The organism is Photobacterium sp. 270122K (assembly GCF_059941365.1).
Window position 1 is genome coordinate 390452 of sequence record NZ_JBPOEN010000002.1, and the last position, 18965, is coordinate 409416.

At 50.0% G+C, this 18965-nt stretch carries 18 protein-coding genes; 6 read left to right on the plus strand and 12 right to left on the minus strand.

Annotation, left to right across the window (positions count from 1 at the left end):
- Positions 1 to 4 precede the first annotated feature (4 nt).
- Positions 5 to 970, plus strand: a complete 966-nt coding sequence (locus ACSF8W_RS04945; RefSeq protein WP_500845570.1) for an ABC transporter ATP-binding protein — start codon at positions 5 to 7, stop codon at positions 968 to 970.
- Entirely contained in the window at positions 970 to 1956 is a 987-nt protein-coding gene (gene oppF / locus ACSF8W_RS04950) for a murein tripeptide/oligopeptide ABC transporter ATP binding protein OppF (protein WP_500845572.1), read from the plus strand. The genes ACSF8W_RS04945 and oppF overlap by 1 nt, the downstream gene beginning before the upstream one ends.
- 159 nt (positions 1957 to 2115) lie before the next feature.
- Here the strand turns inward: oppF and ACSF8W_RS04955 are convergent, their stop codons facing one another.
- From ACSF8W_RS04955 to rluE, 5 genes are all read right to left on the minus strand, one after another.
- The gene (locus tag ACSF8W_RS04955; protein WP_500845574.1) at positions 2116 to 3249 is read right to left on the minus strand and encodes a ribosomal protein uL16 3-hydroxylase; all 1134 of its coding nucleotides are present in this window, start codon (positions 3247 to 3249) and stop codon (positions 2116 to 2118) included.
- Positions 3250 to 3417: 168 nt separating this feature from the next.
- Positions 3418 to 4785 carry an adenylosuccinate lyase gene (purB, locus tag ACSF8W_RS04960; protein ID WP_500845576.1) on the minus strand — a complete coding sequence of 456 codons (1368 nt, stop codon included), beginning with the start codon at positions 4783 to 4785 and terminating at the stop codon, positions 3418 to 3420.
- Between the two features lie 99 nt (positions 4786 to 4884).
- Positions 4885 to 5499: a high frequency lysogenization protein HflD gene (gene hflD, locus ACSF8W_RS04965; RefSeq protein ID WP_500845578.1), complete on the minus strand. Its 615-nt coding sequence runs from the start codon at positions 5497 to 5499 to the stop codon at positions 4885 to 4887.
- A 14-nt stretch (positions 5500 to 5513) separates the two neighbouring features.
- Positions 5514 to 6629 (minus strand): tRNA 2-thiouridine(34) synthase MnmA, encoded by a 1116-nt coding sequence (gene mnmA / locus ACSF8W_RS04970; RefSeq protein WP_500845580.1) that lies wholly within the window; start codon positions 6627 to 6629, stop codon positions 5514 to 5516.
- Positions 6630 to 6969: 340 nt separating this feature from the next.
- Complete coding sequence (gene rluE, locus ACSF8W_RS04975) at positions 6970 to 7605, minus strand: 23S rRNA pseudouridine(2457) synthase RluE (RefSeq protein ID WP_500845581.1); 636 nt, start codon at positions 7603 to 7605, stop codon at positions 6970 to 6972.
- 141 nt (positions 7606 to 7746) lie between these two features.
- Between rluE and icd the strand changes: the two genes are divergently transcribed.
- Complete coding sequence (icd, locus tag ACSF8W_RS04980; protein WP_500845583.1) at positions 7747 to 9000, plus strand: NADP-dependent isocitrate dehydrogenase; 1254 nt, start codon at positions 7747 to 7749, stop codon at positions 8998 to 9000.
- Positions 9001 to 9246: 246 nt separating this feature from the next.
- On the opposite strand, the gene cspD is transcribed toward icd, so the two are convergent.
- Positions 9247 to 9471, minus strand: a complete 225-nt coding sequence (gene cspD, locus ACSF8W_RS04985) for a cold shock domain-containing protein CspD (protein ID WP_428476849.1) — start codon at positions 9469 to 9471, stop codon at positions 9247 to 9249.
- Between the two features lie 482 nt (positions 9472 to 9953).
- Here cspD and clpS point away from each other — a divergent pair, with 482 nt between their 5' ends.
- Both clpS and clpA read left to right on the plus strand, forming a co-directional pair.
- Complete coding sequence (gene clpS / locus ACSF8W_RS04990) at positions 9954 to 10274, plus strand: ATP-dependent Clp protease adapter ClpS (RefSeq protein WP_428476848.1); 321 nt, start codon at positions 9954 to 9956, stop codon at positions 10272 to 10274.
- Between the two features lie 47 nt (positions 10275 to 10321).
- A complete protein-coding gene (gene clpA, locus ACSF8W_RS04995) occupies positions 10322 to 12586 on the plus strand; it encodes an ATP-dependent Clp protease ATP-binding subunit ClpA (RefSeq protein WP_500845586.1) in 2265 nt (754 codons plus the stop codon).
- Between the two features lie 134 nt (positions 12587 to 12720).
- Here clpA and speB read toward each other — a convergent pair whose 3' ends face one another.
- The 6 genes from speB to aat form a co-directional block, all read right to left on the minus strand.
- Complete coding sequence (gene speB / locus ACSF8W_RS05000; protein ID WP_500845588.1) at positions 12721 to 13635, minus strand: agmatinase; 915 nt, start codon at positions 13633 to 13635, stop codon at positions 12721 to 12723.
- Between the two features lie 74 nt (positions 13636 to 13709).
- Complete coding sequence (speA, locus tag ACSF8W_RS05005; protein ID WP_500845589.1) at positions 13710 to 15632, minus strand: biosynthetic arginine decarboxylase; 1923 nt, start codon at positions 15630 to 15632, stop codon at positions 13710 to 13712.
- Between the two features lie 184 nt (positions 15633 to 15816).
- On the minus strand, positions 15817 to 15981 hold the full coding sequence (locus ACSF8W_RS05010) for a hypothetical protein (RefSeq protein WP_500845591.1): 165 nt from the start codon (positions 15979 to 15981) through the stop codon (positions 15817 to 15819).
- Positions 15982 to 16396: 415 nt separating this feature from the next.
- Complete coding sequence (gene infA / locus ACSF8W_RS05015; RefSeq protein WP_005298441.1) at positions 16397 to 16615, minus strand: translation initiation factor IF-1; 219 nt, start codon at positions 16613 to 16615, stop codon at positions 16397 to 16399.
- 263 nt (positions 16616 to 16878) lie between these two features.
- Positions 16879 to 17586 (minus strand): arginyltransferase, encoded by a 708-nt coding sequence (locus tag ACSF8W_RS05020; RefSeq protein WP_500845597.1) that lies wholly within the window; start codon positions 17584 to 17586, stop codon positions 16879 to 16881.
- Positions 17583 to 18296, minus strand: coding sequence for a leucyl/phenylalanyl-tRNA--protein transferase (gene aat / locus ACSF8W_RS05025; RefSeq protein ID WP_500845599.1), 714 nt, complete (start codon positions 18294 to 18296; stop codon positions 17583 to 17585). The genes ACSF8W_RS05020 and aat overlap by 4 nt, the downstream gene beginning before the upstream one ends.
- A gap of 63 nt (positions 18297 to 18359) precedes the next feature.
- On the opposite strand from aat, the gene ACSF8W_RS05030 reads away from it, so the two are divergent.
- Positions 18360 to 18821, plus strand: a complete 462-nt coding sequence (locus tag ACSF8W_RS05030) for an outer membrane lipoprotein (RefSeq protein ID WP_500845926.1) — start codon at positions 18360 to 18362, stop codon at positions 18819 to 18821.
- The last annotated feature ends 144 nt before the right edge of the window (positions 18822 to 18965 follow it).

Sequence of the window (18965 nt, forward strand, 5' to 3'; positions counted from 1 at the left end):
TAGTATGAGTTTATTGGATGTCAAAGATCTCCGCGTAGAATTTAAAACACAAGATGGCATTGTCACCGCGGTCAATGATCTGAATTTTTCTCTCCAGCAGGGAGAGACACTGGGTATTGTCGGTGAATCGGGCTCGGGTAAGAGCCAGACCGTGTTCGCCATTATGGGCTTGTTAGCCAAAAACGGCATGATTGGCGGCAGTGCCAAATTTGAAGGCCGTGAAATTTTAAACCTGCCAGAAAAAGAACTGAACCGTATTCGTGCCGAGCAGATCGCGATGATCTTCCAAGATCCGATGACATCGCTCAACCCGTACATGAAAGTCAGCGATCAGCTAATGGAAGTGTTGATGCTGCATAAAGGCATGAGCAAAGCCGAAGCGTTTGAAGAAAGCGTCCGCATGCTGGATGCGGTGAAAATTCCGGAAGCCCGTCAGCGTATCACCATGTATCCGCACGAATTTTCTGGCGGGATGCGCCAGCGTGTGATGATCGCCATGGCATTGTTGTGCCGTCCGAAATTGTTGATTGCGGATGAGCCCACGACAGCACTGGATGTGACCGTGCAGGCGCAGATCATGGAGTTATTGAATGAGCTGAAAAGTGATTTCAATACCGCCATCATCATGATCACCCACGACTTGGGTGTGGTCGCCGGTAGCTGTGACAAAGTGTTGGTGATGTATGCCGGCCGTACGATGGAATACGGCAAAATCAATGAGATTTTCTATCAGCCGTCGCACCCTTATACCGAAGGCTTGTTGAAAGCGATCCCGCGTTTGGATACTGACAGTGAAGAGTTGCCGACCATTCCGGGTAACCCGCCGAACTTGTTGCGCCTGCCTGTTGGGTGTCCTTACCAAGAGCGTTGTCACCGTGTGACCAGCCGATGCTCACAAGAAGCGCCTGCCCTGAAAGCGTTTGCCGAAGGCCGTTTGCGTGCGTGTTTTTCTGATATGGGGACATGGTAATGGAAGCACAAAAACAACTTTTACTCGATATCAGTGATTTGAAAGTGCATTTCAACATCGCACAAAAATCCGCTTGGCCATGGACCAAACCGATCACCTTGAAAGCCGTGGACGGTGTCGGTGTTCGCCTGTATGAAGGTGAAACTCTGGGTGTAGTGGGGGAATCCGGTTGTGGTAAATCCACCTTTGCGCGTGCGGTGATCGGCCTCGTGGCGGCCACAGAAGGCAAGGTGCTGTGGATTGGTCAAGATTTGACCGCACTGGATCACAAGGCGATGCGTGAAAAGCGCAAAGACATTCAAATGATTTTTCAGGACCCATTGGCGTCACTGAACCCGCGTATGACGGTGGGGGAGATCATTGCCGAACCGTTGAAAGCCTACTTCCCTAAGATGCCGGCAGAAGACGTGAAAGCACAGGTACGTGAGATGATGACCAAGGTGGGTTTACTGCCGAACGTGATCAACCGTTACCCGCATGAGTTTTCAGGCGGTCAGTGTCAGCGTATCGGGATCGCGCGCGCATTGATTTTAAAGCCGAAGCTGATCATTTGTGATGAACCGGTATCAGCGTTGGACGTGTCGATTCAGGCACAGGTGGTGAATTTGCTGAAATCGCTGCAAAAAGAAATGGGCTTGAGTTTGATTTTTATTGCCCACGATTTATCGGTGGTGAAGCATATTTCTGATCGTGTGCTGGTGATGTATTTAGGCAATTCGGTGGAGATGGGGGAGGCCGAGGCCTTGTTTAATGCACCGAAGCACCCTTACACCAAAGCCTTGATGTCGGCCGTGCCGATCCCGGATCCGGATTTGGAGCGCAATAAGCACATCGAGTTGCTGGAAGGGGAGTTGCCTTCACCGATGAATCCGCCGTCGGGCTGTGTGTTTCGCACGCGTTGTCCGATTGCTAACGAAACCTGTGCCACGACCAAGCCCCAGTTGAAAGGGAATGACGTGCATGCCGTATCGTGCCTGATGGCTTAACGTTCTCGCAGAGTGGACCAGAGCAAAGTAGAGCAGATCGTACGCACGACAATAACGAAAAAGGGCCAGCAATACTGCTAGCCCTATGAATTTAAGCCTGTGACAGGCTTTAAGCGCGGTGTTAAAACCGCGCTTTTTTTTATGTCTGCGTGCGAAAGGTTATTCCGCGGGGTACCAGTAACCTTGGTTAACCATCTGCGCCATAAGGTCAATAAACGCAGGGTGGTCAATCATCTCACCGATTTGTGCTTGCGTGATGGATTCCGCATCGCACAGTTGCGCCGCTGCTTCGCCACACTCTTCTGGTAGCTCAAAGCGCTCGCCGTTAATGAACAGCACAGACGGTTGTTCCGGGTAGTAGAAGGCACGCAGGCCACCTAGGCGCTTCAGTGCTTCACCGCTTTTCAGGAACTGATGCACTTCTACATTTTCCCACGACGGCTCTGCCGCAATGATGTCCAGCTCGTGACGGCTATTGCTCAGGTGTTCACCCAACCACGCCTTCATCGCTTCTGGGTGATCCAGCAGGCTACGCATCATGCTTTCCATCGCGTTGAACTCATCGTCCAAAATCGCTCCCGGGGTGCTGCGTGCCGGCAAATCTGGGTTGTGGTAGTGCACATCACCGATTTCATTGGCAATCACGTAATCGGCAAAGCTGCTCAACAGTTCCTGCTTCTTCGGTGAGCGGAAGCCCACAGAGAAGCTCATGGACGTTTCAATGGCATAACCGTCGTGTGGGAAACCTGGTGGAATGTACAGAATGTCACCCGGTTCCAGAATGTCATCAATGATCGGCTCAAAGCCTTTGATCTGACGCAGTGCTGGGTGGCCGAATTCTTCTTCGTAGTCATCTTTTTTCGGGCCTACACGCCAATGACGCTTACCTGAACCTTGAATGATGAATACATCGTATTGGTCAATATGCGGACCCACGCCACCGCCTGGCGTGGAGTAGCTGATCATCAGATCATCCATCAACCAGTTTGGCAGTTGACGGAAAGGGGTCACTAAACGTGCCGCACCTTCATGCCAATGGTTCACCGCTTGAACGATGAACGACCAGTTATCTTCTGGTACGTCATCAAACGTCAGTGGGCCATGACGCACATCCCACTCACTGCCAAGCTTGGCAATGTAGCGTGAGTCGATTTCTTCTTCCATCGCCAAGCCGGCCAGTTCATCCGGGCTGATTGGGTCGATAAAGTTTTTGAAACCACCCTTAAGGATGGTCGGTTTCTTTTGCCAGAATTCGGCGAGGAATTCATCAAACGAGAAGGTAAGTTGGTACATAAATACGCTTAGTTGCTGACTGTTCAGGGAGGGGATTATATCTGAAGGTGTGCGGTTTGGCGTGCTACTTCTTTGTACAAAATGATGAGGGGGAGTGCTTCAGCGACAGATAAAGAAAAGGCCAGCACGAGGCTGGCCTTAATATTTATCGCTAACAGATTGTATAAATTACAATTTGTCAGTCAGATTAACCGCATCACCGATGTAGTTAGCTGGTGTCATTTCTTTTAGACGGGTTTTCTCGTGCTCAGGAAGCTCAAGACCGTCGATGAATACACGCATGCCTTCGCCATCAACACGCTTACCGCGCGTTAGCTCTTTTAGCTTCTCGTATGGCTTTTCGATGCCGTAACGACGCATCACAGTTTGTACTGGCTCTGCCAAGACTTCCCAGTTGCGATCCAATTCTGCTTCCAGTGCGGCTTGGTTCACTTCTAGCTTGCTGATGCCTTTTAGGGTTGATGTGTACGCGATGATCGCGTAGCCACAGCCCACACCCAGGTTACGCAGTACTGTTGAGTCAGTCAGGTCACGCTGCCAGCGAGAAACAGGCAGTTTCTGCGCCAAATGGCCGAAGATAGCGTTCGCTAGGCCCAGGTTACCTTCTGAGTTTTCAAAGTCGATTGGGTTCACTTTGTGCGGCATGGTTGAAGAACCGATTTCGCCAGCGATAGTCTTCTGCTTGAAGTGACCCAGTGCGATGTAGCCCCACACGTCACGGTCGAAGTCCAACAGAATGGTGTTGAAACGTGCGAACGCATCAAACAATTCAGCGATGTAATCGTGTGGTTCGATTTGCGTGGTGTACGGGTTCCAAGTGATACCTAGCGAGGTCACGAACTCTTCGCTGTACTGGTGCCAATCAATTTCAGGGTATGCCGAGATGTGGGCGTTGTAGTTACCTACAGCACCGTTGATTTTACCCAAGATTTCCACGTTTTCGATTTGCTTGAACTGACGCTCCATACGGTACGCCACGTTCGCCATTTCTTTACCCATCGTTGATGGAGAAGCAGGCTGGCCGTGAGTACGTGTCAGTAGCGGCACGGTACGGTATTCGTTCGCAAGGCCTTTGATCGCATCAATCACGTTACGTACTTCTGGCAGCATCACGTGTTCACGCGCTTCTGTTAGCATCAGAGCGTGAGACAGGTTGTTGATGTCTTCAGACGTACATGCAAAGTGGATGAACTCATTCACTGCGTGCAGCTCAGGGACTTCAGCGACTTTTTCTTTCAGGAAGTATTCAACAGCTTTAACGTCGTGGTTTGTCGTGCGCTCAATCGTTTTGATTCGTAGCGCATCTTCTTCGCTGAATTCAGCAGCAATGCGATCTAGGAAGGCATTCGCTTCAGCGCTGAACGCAGGGACTTCCACGATAGCATCAGTAGCGGCTAGCTTTTGTAGCCAGCGGATTTCAACGATAGTACGGTACTTTAGCAGACCAAATTCACTGAAAATGCTGCGTAGTACACTCGTTTTGCTTCCGTAGCGGCCATCTACTGGGGAAACAGCAGTCAATGCTGACAGTTCCATGTTGCTCTCCTGATTAAAGAATAATAAAAAAGGTGTTACGTACCTAGAACGAAGCGGTGTCTAGGCTGAAAAAATAGGCCGGCTAAGCCGGCATATTGTTTAACTGCGGGCCAATAGGATCTTCGCCTGCTCAGTCATTTGTTTGCGTCCGAAAATCAGATGACGGCGCTTGCCACCTACCTGACGCCACAAGACAGCGGCACGGATTGCGGCCAGTAATAACGCACGCACTTTATGTTGCACATTCTGTTGCTGCAGCTGCGCGGGTGTCCCCGTCACTTGGATGCGTGGCCCTAACGGACTGATGATGTCGAGATAGATGCTCGCAAGGTTGCTGATCATCTGATCGTCCATCAACTCAAAATGGCCGACTTGGCGTTTTGCGGTATCAATGCGGTCGCCAAGCTGTTGCATGCTGTCGCGACGGCTGGCGAGCTTACGCTCTAGCACCAATACGCTCATAAGGTAACGGGTCATCTCGTTGCCAGATGGGCTGCCGTCAATCTCCGTCAGGGCTTTTAGGCCCATGCGAAGTTGTGATTCGCTGCCAAAAATATCTACAGTATTGGCGGAATCAGTAACAATGATGCTGTTTAAACTCGTTTCCAGTGCGTCATGATCGCAGTGACCGTCTTTCGCCACTTTTTGAACGAGTTTTACCGCCTGGCAGAGACCAGCGAATGCAATAGTACGGTCATAAACAGAATGTGCCACGTGCGTTAACTCCCTTAGATACGCTTCTCGATAATACCGCCACCCAGGCAGATATCACCGTTATAGAATACGGCAGATTGACCCGGTGTTACCGCAATTTGCGGCTCGTCGAAGATCACCTTAATGCTCTCATCATTAATCGGAATGATGGTGCAAGGGATATCTTGTTGGCGGTAGCGTGTTTTCACCGTGCACTGTAGGGGTTCACGGATTGGTTGACGATCCACCCAGTGAAGTTGCGCGGCAATCAGGCCTTCTGATTGCAGGCGAGGGTGGTCTTTACCTTGACCTACGATCAGTACATTGCGTTCGACGTCTTTGTCAACCACGTACCATGCATCTTCGTGGCCGTTACCGCCTTTTTGGCCGCCAATGTGCAGACCTTTACGCTGACCTAAGGTGTGGTACATCAAGCCTTGGTGCTCACCAATCACGGAACCGTCATCGGCCACTTCGATTTTACCTGGCTGTGCCGGTAGGTATTTGCCCAAAAATTCCGTGAACTTACGCTCACCGATAAAGCAGATACCGGTCGAATCTTTCTTCTTCGCGGTGATCAGATCTTGTTCTTCCGCAATGCGGCGAACTTCTGGCTTCTCTAGCTCACCCACAGGGAATAGGCTACGGGCAATTTGCTCGTGGCTTAGGGTGTATAGGAAGTAGCTCTGATCTTTGTTGTTATCGACGCCACGTAGCATTTGTGGCTTTTCGCCTTCTGCCGTTGGGAAGCTGCGACGGGTGTAGTGACCCATGGCAATGTAATCGGCTTCCAGTACTTCATCGGCAAATTCGAGGAAGGCTTTGAATTTGATTTCTTTATTACAAAGAATATCAGGGTTAGGTGTACGGCCTGCTTTGTATTCAGCAAGGAAGTACTCAAAAACGTTGTCCCAGTATTCCGCTGCAAAGTTAATGGTGTGCAGAGTAATACCCAGTTTGTCACAAACTGCTTGGGCGTCAGCTAGATCTTCTGCCGCTGAGCAATACTCGTCGTTATCGTCCTCTTCCCAGTTCTTCATGAACAGGCCTTCCACTTGGTAGCCCTGTTGAAGCAGGAGGTACGCGGAAACAGAGGAATCAACGCCGCCGGACATGCCGACAATGACTTTTTTCTGGCTGTTATCTGACATTTTTCTCTTCAGTCGATAATGGAGTTAAGAGCGTAATTCTAACAGAAAGCTTTTTACCGAAACAGAGCGAGAGCCTAATCACACTTTAATAATTTCATTGGTAACCGGAATTACGTTATCCATCACTTACGCAAACGTTTGCGTCATGGTGGTTATGATAGTGGAGCCACATCAAAATGTGTAGTCTTTTTGTCATGATATGACAAAAAAGCGTGTGGTGAGGTGTCTGTCTGGGTGTGCGCATGAAGGGGAGTTGAAGGATGAAGAGGAACTGCGTAAAGCACTCGACCCATCATGTAGTATCGAACAATGATGGGCCATCAGTGCGGTGCCGCGAGGGTTATTTCAGCGTCACTTCGCGCCATTCGCCCGGCGCTAAATCGGCGATCGTCCATTCTGCTGTTTTGTAGCGGATTAATCGCAATGTAGGGAAACCGATGTGGGCCGTCATACGACGTACCTGACGGTTACGGCCTTCATTGAGGGTAATGGCGAGCCACGTGGTCGGAATGTTTTTACGCTCACGGATCGGTGGCGTACGTTCCCAGATTTCAGGGGCGTCAATACGCTCGATACCGGCAGGCAGGGTCGGGCCGTCTTTTAGCGTGACACCATGACGCAGTGCGTCGAGATCGTCATCGCTCGGAGCACCTTCAACTTGTACCCAGTAGGTTTTTGGCTGTTTAGAGCTTGGCTGGGTTAAGCGTGCTTGTAAGATGCCATCGTTAGTTAATACCAGCAATCCTTCACTGTCTTTATCCAGACGACCGGCGGGGTACACATCTTTCACCGGGATGAAATCGGACAGCGTTTGGTCACCCGGTTCGCCCGTGAACTGGGTCAGAACGTTATAAGGTTTGTTAAATAAAATGATCTTTTGCGGGCCGCGAGGACGCTTCGGTTTGTTGAGCATTCTTGATGGTCGACGCTCAATATTGTTACGTTTGGGTTGACGCGGAGAGGTATTTGGCTTCATAAATAGCGTGTTGTAAAGGGAATAGGAAATTGACACGCCTATTATACGCGAAAAATCAGGTGAGTGGCGTATCGATAAAATTTCAAGTATGATTTGCGCGCATCTTACAAAAAGATAACAAATGGACGCTAGGAGATTTAAATGGATAGTAAAGTAGTTGTACCCGCTGAAGGTCAGAAAATCACTCTGGACGCTGAAGGTAAACTGGTCGTTCCTAACAACCCTGTCATTCCTTACATCGAAGGTGATGGCATTGGGGTAGATGTCAGCCCTGCCATGATCAAAGTCGTCGATGCGGCGGTGAAAAAAGCGTATGCCGGTGATCGTGAAATCGCTTGGATGGAAATCTACACCGGTGAGAAATCAACGCATGTCTACGGTGAAGATGCGTGGCTACCGCAAGAAACCCTCGATTTTATCCGTGAATACAAAGTGGCCATTAAAGGCCCACTGACCACGCCTGTTGGCGGTGGTATTCGCTCTCTGAACGTTGCTCTGCGTCAAGAGCTTGATCTGTATATCTGTGTTCGTCCTGTGCGTTACTTTGATGGCGTACCTAGCCCGCTGAAGCAGCCTGAACTGACTGACATGGTGATTTACCGTGAAAACTCAGAAGACATCTACGCCGGTGTTGAGTTTAAAGCCGGTACAGAAGAAGCAGACAAAGTGATCAAATTCCTGCAAGAAGAAATGGGCGCGACGAAGATCCGTTTCCCACAGCAGTGTGGTATTGGTATTAAGCCCGTATCAGAAGAAGGCACGAAGCGTCTGATCCGCGCAGCCCTTCAGTACACGATTGACAACGATCGTGATTCACTGACGTTGGTACACAAAGGCAACATCATGAAGTTCACCGAAGGTGCCTTCAAAGATTGGGGCTATGAAGTGGCCGCACAAGAATTCGGTGCCCAGCTGCTTGATGGTGGCCCATGGATGACGCTGAAAAACCCGAACACGGGTAAAGAGATCATCATTAAAGACAGCATCGCGGATGCGTTCTTGCAGCAAATCCTACTGCGCCCTGCAGAGTATGACGTGATTGCGACCATGAACCTGAACGGTGACTACGTGTCTGATGCACTGGCTGCACAGGTCGGTGGTATCGGTATTGCACCGGGTGCCAACATTGGTGATGGTGTGGCACTGTTTGAAGCCACCCACGGTACGGCGCCTAAATACGCGGGTCAGGACAAGGTGAACCCTGGTTCATTGATCCTGTCTGCCGAAATGATGTTGCGTCATCTCGGTTGGACGGAAGCGGCCGACCTTATCATCAGCGCGATGGAAGGGGCTATCAGCAATAAGACCGTAACGTATGACTTTGAACGCCAGATGGAAGGGGCAACCTTGCGTAAGTGTTCTGAGTTTGCTGATGACATGATTGAGCAAATGTAAGGCTATACGTAGCGTATTGTCACAAGACCCAGCTTAGGCTGGGTTTTTTTATGCCTGTAGCGCAAGTTGAATGATGGCGTGGGTAACGGTATTGTTAATAGGAAAAGCCGCGTGGGATGTGTGCGGTTTATGCATTAACTATTCATTTTATGAATAGGCGATGATAATGCGGTGAGTACCGGTTGGTATCAGAACGAAAAAGGCGAGTCTGAGACTCGCCTTTAGAAGGAGGGGGGGGAAGTGAGCTTATTTTGCCGCTTCGCCATCAACAACGGGTACGATTTCCTTCGCATGGAATCCTTTAGGTCCCGTTTCAACACTGTAGCTAACCTGCTGACCAGCCTTGAGCGTACGGTATCCATCCATCTGAATGGTGGAATAATGTGCGAACACATCACCCTCGCCAGCCTCTGGGCAAATAAAACCAAAACCTTTTGCGTTATTGAACCATTTAACTGTACCTGTTGCCATGCTTACATCCTTTTTTGCATTCAAGTTCCATTTTGCATTACGCTGCTCAGCCTTTTTAGCATGACTTGCATAGTAATGCTAATTTGATGCAGTTAACACCGTCTACTGGTTACACTGTAGTAAAATGAGATAGACAGTCAAGTGCATATTATAACATTTTCATAAAATGCTATTGCTAGAAAGAATTTTATGTATAAGACGGAAAAAGGGTGTCACAGCAGGTTTACGTGGTGAGTAGAGTGAGTTAGCCGTTTCATTCATGGATTGTGTTATGTGTGCATATTTTATTAGCAGATACATCTAGTATCAGCGCGGATTGCTGGCTAGGTCATAGTCATCTCTGATTTGCTGGAATACAATGAGTGCATTAGTCTGAATAGAGAAGTAGGAAAACTGTGACTAGGTTCGTTAGTAAATAACAAACTTTCGTTAAGTGTTTGTTTATTGGTGGACTATTCCTACTGTACTGGTAAGTTAAGGTTATGAGTAAGTTATATGAATGGATCATTCCTGATTCCGATGTGATGGAAGAAGAGGCGATCCAAGTAAAACCGCCATCGATGTATAAAGTTATCCTCAACAATGACGATTACACGCCGATGGATTTTGTGATAGAAGTGTTACAGAAGTTCTTCTCCATGGATTTGGAGAAATCAACACAGTTAATGCTGGCTGTGCATTATGAAGGGAAAGCGGTTTGTGGAACCTTCACTGCTGAAGTAGCCGAAACCAAAGTGGCCCAGGTGATGATGCATGCGCGAGAGCATGAACATCCGCTGTTGTGTACGATGGAAAAGGCCTAGGCTTTTTTCGGCACGCCATATTGAGTGGTATTTAGGGGAGGTGCCTTATGCTAAATAAAGAACTTGAAGCTAGCTTGAACGGTGCATTCGCACGGGCAAGAGAAAAGCGCCATGAGTTTATGACGGTTGAACATTTGCTGTTGGCGCTGCTAGAAAACGCGGCAGCTCAAGAAGCCTTATTGGCTTGTCGAGCCGATTTAGAGACGTTGCGTAAAGAGCTTGACTCATTCATTGAGCAGACTACGCCACTGATCCCTGTCGATGATGAAAGCAGAGAAACCCAGCCTACACTCAGCTTCCAGCGTGTATTACAACGTGCCGTTTTCCATGTGCAATCATCCGGTCGCAGTGAAGTCACTGGCGCCAATGTGCTTGTGGCCATTTTCAGTGAGCAAGAGTCGCATGCGGCGTACCTGCTGAAGAAAAGCGACATTAGCCGTTTGGATGTGGTGAATTTCATTTCCCACGGCACAGTGAAAGACAGCGACAATGACGATTTGAATGGTCCAGATGTGGGCGGTGAAGAACCGCGTGCAGAGCAAAACAGCGAAGATAAGCTGGAAAATTTTGCGACAAACCTGAACCAGTTAGCGCGTGCTGGCGGGGTTGACCCACTGATTGGCCGCGATAGCGAACTTGAGCGCACGGTGCAGGTATTGTGTCGTCGTCGTAAGAACAACCCGTTGTTGGTCGGTGAAGCAGGCGTGGGTAAAACCGCGATTGCTGAAGGCTTGGCATGGCGAATTGTTGAAGGCCAAGTGCCGGAAGTGATCCAGGACTGTGTGATTTACTCGTTGGATATCGGTTCACTCTTGGCTGGGACGAAATACCGTGGTGATTTTGAGAAGCGTTTCAAAACCATTTTGAAGCAGCTGGAAAAAGAAGATCACGCGATTTTGTTCATTGATGAAATCCACACCATCATTGGTGCGGGGGCCGCTTCTGGCGGTCAGGTGGATGCGGCGAATTTGATCAAGCCGCTACTGAGCAACGGGAAATTGCGTTGCATGGGCTCAACCACCTACCAAGAGTACAGCAACATCTTTGAGAAAGAGCGTGCATTGTCTCGCCGTTTCCAGAAAATCGACGTGGTTGAACCATCGCTTGATGACACCACCAAGATTTTGATGGGTCTGAAGCCGAAGTATGAAGCGCACCACGAGGTCCGTTTCACAAACAAAGCGATCCGTGCGGCGGTGGAGCTTTCTGCCAAGTACATCAATGAGCGTCACTTGCCCGATAAGGCGATTGATGTGATTGATGAAGCGGGCGCGCGTTGTCGTCTTGCACCAGCCAGTCGTCGTAAGAAAACCGTGAACGTGAGCGACATCGAAGCAATGATTGCCAAGATGGCACGTATTCCTGAGAAGTCTGTGTCATCGAGTGACCGTGATGTGTTGCAGAAGCTCGATAGCAAACTGAAGATGTTGGTGTTTGGTCAAGATCCGGCGATTGATGTGCTGACAGAAGCAATCAAACTGAGCCGTGCAGGCTTGGGGGCGGATAACAAACCTGTGGGTTCTTTCTTGTTTGCTGGCCCGACAGGGGTAGGTAAAACGGAAGTGACCGTGCAGCTAGCACGTACGTTGGGCATTGAGCTGTTACGCTTTGATATGTCGGAATACATGGAGCGTCACACTGTCAGCCGTTTGATCGGTGCACCTCCAGGTTACGTGGGGTACGATCAGGGTGGTTTGCTGACCGATGCCGTGATCAAGAATCCACACTCAGTGGTACTGCTTGATGAAATCGAAAAAGCGCACCCGGATGTCTTTAACCTGTTACTGCAGGTGATGGATAACGGGACACTGACAGACAACAATGGCCGTAAAGCTGATTTCCGTAACGTGATTTTGGTGATGACCACCAATGCCGGTGTGACGGAAACCGTTCGTAAGTCGATCGGCCTGATCCAGCAGGATCACAGCTTGGATGCGATGGGCGAAATCAAGCGTGTGTTTGCGCCTGAGTTCCGTAACCGTCTTGATGGCATTATTTGGTTCAACCACCTAGAGAAAGAGGTGATTTCTCTGGTTGTTGATAAATTCATTGTCGAGTTGCAAGCCCAGTTGGATGCACGTGGCGTGTCGATGGAAGTGTCGTCTGCTGCCCGTGAATGGATGGCTGATAAAGGCTATGACAAGGCGATGGGGGCCCGTCCAATGGCACGTGTGATTCAAGATAACTTGAAGAAACCGATGGCCAATGAACTGTTGTTTGGTTGCCTCGTGAATGGCGGTTCGGTACGTGTCGATCTCGTCAATGACGAATTGGATTTCCAATTCAGCAGTGAAATGGAACCTGCACATTAAGCGTGTTGAGCGCGACAGGTCGAACCGTGTTCGATAGACAATAAATAACCGCCGAAAGGCGGTTATTTTTTATCTGAACATAGCGAATGGCTTGCAGTCACGCCTGCCAATCATGACTGGCGCAGGAAAAGCAATTAACGCTGGCTCGCCCACAGGTGAAGCAGGTCGGTCGCGATGGTCGCGGCAGCCAATGCGGTCATATCTGCGTGGTCGTAAGCCGGCGCCACTTCCACCACATCCATACCGATCAGGTTAATGCCCTGCAAACCACGGATGATTTTCAGTGCCTTGTCTGACGTTAGGCCACCACACACGGGTGTGCCTGTACCCGGAGCAAACGCCGGATCCAAACAGTCGATATCAAACGTCAGGTAAACCGGACGATCGCCCACCGTCTGCTTGATGTTTTCAACGATTTGCTCAACAGACCAATCATTGGCCGTACCGGCATCAATCACATTGAAACCCAGCGTGTTGTCGTAGTCGGTACGAATACCGATCTGCACCGAGTGTTTTGGATCGATCAGGCCTTCTTTCGGCGCATGGTAGAACATGGTGCCGTGATCGTACTGGCTGCCCATGTCATAGGTATCGGTGTGGGCATCGAAGTGGATCAGTGCCATCTCACCGAACTGCTTGGCGTGCGCACGCAGCAACGGCAGGGTCACGAAGTGGTCACCGCCAAATGTCAGCAAGGTTTTGCCCTGTGCAAGCAGGCTGGTGGCGTGTTGTTCCAGACGCTCACACATTTGACCCGCATCGCCACAGTCAAACACCAAATCGCCACAGTCTGCCATGGTGATTTTGTCTGCCAGTGAGAACGACCACGGCCAGCGTTTGCCTTCCCAAGCCAGGTTGGTGGAAATCTGACGGATAGCCCCCGGGCCCATGCGGCTGCCAGAGCGGCCCGTCGTGGCCATATCAAACGGTACGCCTGTGATGATCACATCCGCGTCAGACGCGTGTGGGTTAAACTCAAGCGGCTGACGCAAAAAACCGAACGCATTGGCGTACAGTGAATAATCCGGGTAGTTAGCCAGTGTTGCCATGATAAAGCTCCCAAAAATCGTGTTCATACCCCGCCCACGCAGGCGTGAGCGAGGGGGATAAATCTTCTAATGAATTAGCGACTGCCTTGGATATCTTCCAAGTAAGTATAGCCTTGTAGTCCTTCTGCAAGCTCCGCCAGAATGTCAGCGTGTTCGCTTTCTGGCAGGTGTTGTTTCACCATGATCTCGTATTGGCGAAGGAATGACTCTGAATCAAGATGCATGTAACGCAACACATCACCCACGCTGTCACCGCGCTCCACTTGTTCAATGTGGTAGCTGCCATCTGGCTTGCTGCGAACGGTCGCGGTATCGGTATCCCCAAACAGGTTGTGCATATTGCCCAACACTTCTTGGTAGGCACCGACCATGAAGAAACCAAGACGGTAAGGGGCTTCATCGGTCCATGCTGGCACCGCAAGGGTGCTCTCAATACCTTGGCCTTCAACATACTGGTCAATGGCGCCATCGGAGTCACAGGTGATATCCAGGATCACCGCGCGGCGTTCAGGTGCTTTGTCCAAGTTGCTCAACGGCAGGACCGGGAACACTTGCTCAATGCCCCATGCATCAGGCAGTGATTGGAACAGCGAGAAGTTCACGAAGAACTTGTCGGCTAAACGCTCGTGCATTTCATCCAGCAAAGGACGGTGAGCACGGTTCTTCGTTGAAAGGCGTTTTTCCAATTCATAGCACAGACGCAGACTGATTTGCTCAGCCCATGCACGTTCCGTGAAGTTCAGCATCCCCATGGCAAATTGAGTGTGCACTTCAGACAGATCACTCTGGTTATCATGGTAAATTTCAACCAATGAACGGTGATCGGTCAGGGCTTTCAGGTCCTGCCAAGAGTGCCACATGTTATGCAGGATCTGCGGCGCACTTTCTTCTGGCGGATACACGGACTCGCCCTGATAGCTTTCTACCCCGACCACATCGGTGATCAACACGGCGTGGTGTGCGGTCAGGTTACGGCCGGATTCAGAGATAATGCGTGGCATATGAATGTCATACTCTTTACACACATCCCCCAAGGTATACACCACGTTGTTCGCGTATTCACGCAGGCTGTAGTTCATCGAGCAACTGCTCTGGCTACGGGTACCTTCATAGTCCACCGCCAAACCGCCACCCACATCAACCGTGGTGATATTTGCGCCCAGCTTGTTCAATTCGGCATACACACGGCTCGCTTCGCCGACGCCATTACGCACGTCACGGATGTTGGCGATTTGCGAACCCAAGTGGAAGTGCAGCAACTGCAGGCAATCAAGCATGTTCTGATCGCGTAGTTGATTGAGCACCGTCAGTACCTGTGCCGCAGAGAGACCAAATTTGGATTTTTCACCGCCACTGGCTTGCCACTTGCCTTTACCTTGTGACGATAAACGCGCACGTAAACCCAGACGAGGGCGTACGCCCAGCGCGTTGGCTTCTTCCATGACGGTCTGCAGTTCAGAGAGCTTCTCAAGCACGATGTACACTTCGTGGCCGAGCTTTTCGCCGATCAGGGCTAAACGGATGTATTCACGGTCTTTATAGCCGTTACAGACGATCACGGAACTGGCTTGTTGTGCCATAGCCAATACCGCCATCAGCTCAGGCTTACTGCCGGCTTCTAAGCCCAACTGGCGTTGTTGCTTGGCATATTGACTGGCAAGGATCTCACTGACAACCGCTTCTTGCTGGTTGACTTTAATTGGATAAACCGCGAGGTATTCACCTTGGTAGCCATAGTGCTCAATCGCCTGATTAAAGGTCGAGCACAGGCTGTCCACCCGATGATGCAAAATATCAGGGAAACGAACTAATACAGGTAATGATGCCCCTTTGGCAATCAGCTCGTCGGCCAATTGAGAGAGGGGAATCGTATGGTTCGGATTGACATTATCAGGTTTAACAACGACTTCACCTTGTGAGTTAATGTCGAAATAGCCCTGACCCCAGTAAGGGGTGTTGTAAACGTCACGTGCATCATTGATAGACCAATCACTCATGTATTTTCCTCGATCAGTGATTGGGTGCTGGCAGCGGTGTTAAGTACAGCCGTAGCAAAGCCCAGCCGTGAAGACTGCGAGCACCAAGTTGATAATACTCATCAAGCGTGCGGAGGGGGTGTGATGATTGAACGTTACGCGCTCCGCACGCTGCGTGAAACCGATTCGGCCAAGGGTTGATTGGCTAACGGGCCCTTTTGGTCCGCCTTAGCGACATCCTTTTCTTGCGACGGGCAAGGGGACTCAATGCCGTTAGCGTAATGTCTTTGGGGTGGATATTGGCTGTGGTGTCGCAAACGGTCACTAGGCTAAGTTGCACCAGTGCATCATGGATTGCGAGAGGTTTCATTGTCATTCCTACACGGCCGTGCTGCAGACAGATTTCACGGTATGAAGAAAGATGAGGCTCAAGGCTGAACCCGTCTACACCTCGGTTGCATGGTCTTACCACGTCAGCTGGGTGCTGTGCGATTAGACAACCGAAACCCCTGTGAGGCAAATAAAATAATCTGCTTGATTCAATGAGATTTTTTGATGACAACTTTGTCAATTTTGAGGTGAAGTATGGAGAGAAACGAGAGGCATGAAGCGATTGAAAAACAAACGAAAAAAGTATGATTGGCGGGAGAAATAACAAGTAAAAATGCGGGTGTTAACCGTGGAGGGAGCATGATAAAAGCGAAGCCGAGGAGGGGGCGGAGGGCGGAAAAATAAAACCCGGCAAGCGCCGGGTTTTATTTGTATTCTGTAATCTTTGCGTAAGATTAACGGGCGCGGAAGACGATGCGGCCTTTGGTTAGGTCGTATGGAGTCAGTTCCACAGTTACCTTGTCACCAGTAAGAATACGGATGTAGTTTTTACGCATTTTGCCAGAGATGTGAGCGGTAACAACGTGACCGTTTTCTAGCTCTACGCGGAACATTGTGTTAGGTAGTGTATCAAGTACAGTACCTTGCATTTCAATTACGTCTTCTTTTGCCATTGAATCCTCTATAGGCTACCAGCCATTCGTCTTGATCGGGCTGGATAATGCCTTGAATCTGTTTGAGTGTAAAGTTCAGACCGCAATTTTACCCTTGCCGTGGTACTTTGTCAGCTACTGTAGTGCATTAAAACGCATTTTATCTAATTTGCAAGCAGTTACCGGTGAAAATAGCAGCTCTATATCTCAGTTACTTTAAAATACGGGGTTTTGCGTCGCCCAAGAAAGAAAAAATGGGTGTGGTGTTTTCTTATTCTGTGGCTTCAGTCGCTCGCTTGCCAGCTGTTATCCCGTAGCTTTTGGTGGGGTTTGAAGCGTATTTTGTAATTCATCGCCGGACAGGCATCAATTTGGTAGCCCGGATACAACCAATCACGGCCGGTCTGTTGGCAGTATTGGATTTGGTAAAGCATGCACAGTGTCCCCAACGACAGTGGGGAGTCCGGATCAAAGAAGCTGTACATCGCACTGAGTGCATCATCAAACACATCGGTCACTGCCACCGCGATCAGTGTGTCGCCATCATACACATGTAAAAATTGGGTATGCATCCAAGGGGCGGTGCAAAACTCAAAGAATTGCTCTTTGTTTGCCGGATACATTGAACCGTTGCTATGGCGTTGGCGGATGTAGCGTTCATACAGCGAAAACCATCCGTCATCCAACGTGGGTTTGAACGCCCAACGCAATTGCTTCATCTGATTGAGCTGACGCTTCTGACTTTTGCTCGGCGTAAAGGTTTGGCAGTCAACCCGCAATGGTGTGCAGGCTTGGCATTGTGTACACATAGGTCGATAAATGGCACTGCCGCTGCGACGATACCCCGACGCAATTAATACATTATAGCCTTCGGGTGTGAACCAGTGATGATCCATCACCACGCCCAGTTGTTCGGTTTCCCCTGGCAGGTAGTTACAGTCAGATTCAGGGGTGAGCCCGATCCGTAATGAAATCTGGTTGAAAGGATTCATGAAAGTACCGGGGTTAGCTCCTGAGGTTGATAGCAGTTCACGTCGAGCGAGAGATCGCTTAGCTGGTGAAGCGCCTGTGTAAAGTGTGGGCGATCCATTTCCACGGCACCCAGTGACGCAAGGTGATCGTTCATCATCTGGCAATCGATAAGGTGCCCACCGTGCGCGGAGAAATGCTGACAAAAAGACCACAATGCAATTTTAGAAGCGTTATCCGCAATTGAAAACATCGACTCACCACAGAACACGCCCCCCATGCTGATCCCATATAAGCCCCCAACGAGCTCACCCTGCTGCCACACTTCAACGGAATGGCAATAACCGAGGTCATGCATGTGCTGGTAGGCAAGGATCATATCTGGTGTGATCCAGGTTTCGTCTTTCCCCCGCGTGTCGGCGCATAATTGGATCACGCTTTTGCAAGCGCGGTTCACTGTGATGGTATACCCTGATTTGCGGTAAAACTTACGCAGGCTTTTGCTCGGCCGGTAGTGTGCCGGCAAAAACACCGCCCGAGGGGCCGGACTCCACCACAGCACAGGTTCCCCTTCGGTGAACCACGGGAAAATACCTTGGCGATACGCCGACAGTAAACGGGCAGGGCGCAAGTCGCCACCAAAGGCGAGCAGGCCATTCGGTTCTGCCAGTGCGGTTTCAGGGGCGGGAAAATCGGTGTTGACCGGATCGAGCTCAGGAAGATAGATTGCCATAATTACATACAGGTTGTTGAACAATGCCACGGGTAACGCAACGGGGTATAAGGGGATTATATGATGAGAAAAGCGTTATTGTTATTGCTAATTTGGCCGTTGGTGATATCGGCCGCGCCCTATAACCGTAATCAGGCACGTGCCGTGAATGACGTAGTGTTTGGCCAGGTCGACAGTGTGCGCTATATCAGCTATCAAGACGTTGTCACCTCACAACGCAATGGGTGGGAAACCTTATTAGGTGGGGTAATTGGCGGTTTAGTTGGTAATCAATTTGGGGATGGCTCTGGTCGGGAAGTCGCGACCGCAGTGGGGGTGATTGCCGGTGCGGGCATTGCTCATGAACGTCAACCTACCCAGCATGTGGTCGATTATCAGTTGGTTGAAATACTGATCAAGGTGGATGATGGCCGCTTGATTGATGTGATCCAAGATGTGGATAACACGATGCGTTTTTCACGCGGTGATGACGTGCGTATTTTGTATTTTGATGACGGCGTCAGGGTTGATAAAACCTATCCCTAAGTGTATTGGATCCCTGAGTGTATTGGTCGCGAGAAGTGTATTGGCCGCGAGTGGATCCGCGAGAGCGTCAGAATCTGTTCAACCATTCGCTACATAAAAGAAAAGCGTGAAAGCCACGAGGGCGTTCACGCTTTTTTTGTTTTG